At 48.0% G+C, this 3,818-nt stretch carries 3 protein-coding genes; all 3 read left to right on the top strand.

Annotated elements, in window-relative coordinates; all coding sequences use genetic code 11:
- The first annotated feature begins 233 nt into the window (after positions 1-233).
- Complete coding sequence (locus ACO6UY_RS24155) at positions 234-3,098, top strand: hemagglutinin repeat-containing protein (protein ID WP_422491587.1); 2,865 nt, start codon at positions 234-236, stop codon at positions 3,096-3,098.
- Positions 3,088-3,516 (top strand): hypothetical protein, encoded by a 429-nt coding sequence (locus ACO6UY_RS24150; RefSeq protein WP_422463837.1) that lies wholly within the window; start codon positions 3,088-3,090, stop codon positions 3,514-3,516. The genes ACO6UY_RS24155 and ACO6UY_RS24150 overlap by 11 nt, the downstream gene beginning before the upstream one ends.
- A gap of 37 nt (positions 3,517-3,553) precedes the next feature.
- A partial coding sequence (locus ACO6UY_RS24145; RefSeq protein WP_422463839.1) for a hypothetical protein occupies positions 3,554-3,818 on the top strand: 265 nt, incomplete at its 3' end.

Raw genomic sequence — 3,818 nt, 5'->3', positions numbered from 1 at the left:
ATGAAGACCCTGCGCAGCTAAAGTCCGAGTAGCAGCAGTGAGACCTGCTCAAATTTGACCCAATAATCAGACTAAAACTTTAGAGTCGAGTTGAAGATAAAAAGAAAAGTGGCCTGTTCAGTGGTGGCGGCATTGGCGTCACGATAGGTTCACAGCAGCAAACTCTGGATACCCTGCAAACATCCACCACGTTAAATGGCTCCACCGTAGGTTCCATAGAAGGCAATGTAACCATGGTGGCCAGCAATGAATATCACCAGACGGCTAGTGATGTTAATACACCAGCCGGGGATATATCCGTCGATGCTAAAAATATTATCGTCGAGGCAGGCCACAACGAAAACAGCACCGTAGAAAAGCAGAGTTTCAAACAGTCCGGCCTTACGGTAAGCGTCACCAGTTCCATCATCACCGCCCTGCAAACTGCGGATCTAATGAAAGAGCTGGGCAGCAAGACCGATAACGACCGCCTGAAAGCACTGGCCGGTGCAACTGCTGCACTGTCAGCCAAACAGGCATACGACGGTGCCACGGCAGTGGCTCAGGCAGAAACACCAAAGGATATGGCAGATGCTGCGGGTGTTGGAATCAGTGCCAGCCTCGGCACCAGCAAACAGGCAAGTACCACAACACGTACCAGCAACAATGCTCACAAATCCACTCTGGTGGCCGGTGGTGATATTACCCTTAATGCCAGTGGCGCAGGCAATGATTCAGATATCTCAATTACTGGCAGCGACATAAATGCTGGCAATAACGCCAACCTGAACGCCGAAGATGATATTAACCTTCTTGCCGCTAAAAATACCGCAGAACTGGATTCTGAAAGCAACGGCAGTAGTGCCAGTATTGGGGCCTCGTTCAAGTTTGGAGGTTCACAAAATGGTTTGAGTTTCAATGCCAGCGTGTCGGGTAATCGTGGCAATGCTGAAGGTGTCGACACTACCTGGCAAAACACGCAGATCAATGCAGGCAACCAGGTTGATCTGAGTTCTGGTCAAGACACCAACCTAAAAGGCGCTGTAGTCAAAGGTGAAAAGGTCGTCGCCGATGTGGGGGGTGATCTGAATATTGAGAGCCTGCAGGATACCAGTACATACGAGTCTGAACAGAAAAGTGGCGGAGTTGGAGTCAGCATCTGTGTGCCTCCACTCTGTGCAGGTGCCAGCTCAGTCAGCGCCAATATAGGCAAAACCGATATAGACAGCGACTACCGAAGTGTCACAGAACAGTCAGGCATCAAGGCTGGAGACGAGGGCTTTGATATTACGGTTGGTGACAACACCGATCTTAAAGGTGCTTTGATTGCCAGCAGTGATGAAGCCATAGCCGGTGATAAAAACAGCCTGACCACGGGCACCCTGACGAACTCTGATATAGAGAACAGGGCAGAGTACGACGCTACCAGTGCCAACCTCGGCTTTAGCACTGATGGCGTGTCGGCACCTTCCGCGCTGTCCGCTTCGGACGACGACAGCAGTACAACTCAAAGTGGCATCAGTGGTGGTGCTGTCACCATTACCAACGAAGAAAAGCAGCGACAGCTGACCGATAAAGACGCTGATACCACGGTCGCTGAACTCAACCGGGATGTGAACAGCAGCACTGACAGTAATGCGCTGGACAGGATCTTTGATGAGCAGGAAATTCAGACCGGATTTGAAATCACCCGTGCATTTGTCTCAGAGGTCAATACTTTTGTTGAACAGCAGGCCAAAGCCGCTGATACCAACCAGAAAGCCCTTGATGAAGAGCGTGCAAAACCCGTTGACCAGCAAGACCCTGCTCTCATACGACAGATTGAAAATAATCTGAATGAACTGGATACCTGGCAGATGGGAGGCACAGGACGAACGGTTCTCACAGCCCTTTCGGTAGCAGCCAGCGGCAACGTAACGGGCAGTGCCAGCCAGATGGTGCAGTCAGCAGCAGTCAGTTATTTGCAGTCACTGGCAACACAGGAAGTAAAACATCTCGCCGACTATCTGGATGATAAAAATGCCCGTGCTGCTTTACAGGGGCTGGTTGGTTGTGCCGGTGCAGCTGCACAAGGCGCCAGCTGTGGCAGTAGTGCAACCGGTGCTGCGGCCAGTGTTGTGATTAACAATCTACTCAAGGAAAAGGGTGAACAGCTTACTTCACAACAAAGAGAAAAGCGTAAAAATCTGGTCATCAATCTGATTGCGGGTGTCACTGCGGCGGCAGGAGGGGAAACAGAGGTTGCAGCGGCTGCCGGGCAGATTGAGGCGGAGAATAATGCACTTTGTGGCGGGGCTTGTATTGGTCTCGGTATAGCAGTAATCAAAGTTGCTGATATGGCTTTTACAGCCTACGAGATATGGGATGATGCCAAAGCAGTTCGAGATGGAGAAAAAACAGTTGAAGAGTTGGCAGCTGAAAAAGGGACTGACTATGTTGCTCAGGCATTGGCAGGTAGGCTGGGTAAGTACGGGCTGAAAGTTGTTAAGAAAGGTGGCAAGTGGTTTTCTGGTACGGATGATCAGTTGACGAGGATTACAGCTGATCGTGATAGTGGTAATCTTACAAATCTGAATAAAACAAGTGTTGTAAAAGATGATGGGGCCAAGTTAAATGGTGGCTTGGCTAGTTCTGATAATGGGATTCTTGGCAATGAGGTTCCATATGATTCTACCAATGTCAGAAAGGAACTTAGTGATGGTTATGGTGCAGAGAAAGTTACCTCCACTACAGCACCTCCTTTGAATGCAAAAAATGTCAAGTTTGCTGGCCAAAGGCATCCGGTAACTGGAGTTGTTTTTGATCGTAGAGGTTTTCCAATTTTTGATGATGTGGCTGCCTTTGATACACGAATCCCCATAGAAGCTTTTAGAACTGCTAGCTATGATGACCAGATGAAGATGGCATCAAAGGGCTTAGCTGATGCGATTCAAAGAGGGGAGGTGAATGCTTCCAAATTCTCAGCTGATCAGCTTCGTCAAATCAATCGTGGTTCAAAAACTATTGATGGTTTCTCATGGCACCATCATCAGGACACAGGAAGAATGCAGTTAGTTCCACGAGATATACACAAGCGCACAGGACATATTGGTTGGGAGGGAATGTCAAATGGCAAGTAAGATTAAGCTGTCGAGCTTAACGAAAGATGATAGTGAAGCAATTGGTTTTGTGATGGGATGCCTGTTCTCTTCTTCAGTCAGTGTAGAGGAATTTAATAAATGGGCGATGATGATTGTCGATAAAGTGGAGTTAGATCAGATACCTCCATTTATATTTGATTTGATAAGTTTTCAAGGAAGTCTTACGGATATCTACAAAACCATAGGGTTTACACCTGTTTGGAAACGTTCTAACGAAGAAGATGCTGCTTTGTTTGGCATCGCTATCAAGAGAGGACGCGAGGTATATGATATGCCAGTATCTTCTTCTGTTGCGCTGAAGTGTTTGGAGAATAATCCCCATATCGAGGATATCTTCAATGAAATGTTTCCATTTATCACTATTTCGGGACACCAAGTAATCGGGGACAGATCTTGATTATTAATCTCACCAAGGCCTGAGCTCAATTGTTGAAGTGAGAGGCACCAGGGCTGTCTCTACCTCAAGCACTACGTTACAGGCAGACAACATTGTTCTAGTAGCCACAAAAAACACCCAGCAACAACAGAACCTTGAAGATAAAAAGAAAAGTGGCCTGTTCAGCGGCGGCGGCATTGGCGTCACTTTAGGCTCACAGCAGCAGTCTCTGGATACCCTGCAAACATCCACCACGTTAAGTGGCTCCACCGTGGGTTCCATAGAAGGCAATGTAACCATGGTGGCCAGCAATGAATATCGCC

It is taken from the genome of Endozoicomonas sp. ALE010, assembly GCF_049310165.1.
Classification (GTDB): domain Bacteria; phylum Pseudomonadota; class Gammaproteobacteria; order Pseudomonadales; family Endozoicomonadaceae; genus Endozoicomonas.
Note: the sequence above shows the minus strand (reverse complement) of the source record. Positions and strands in the feature narration are given on the sequence as shown.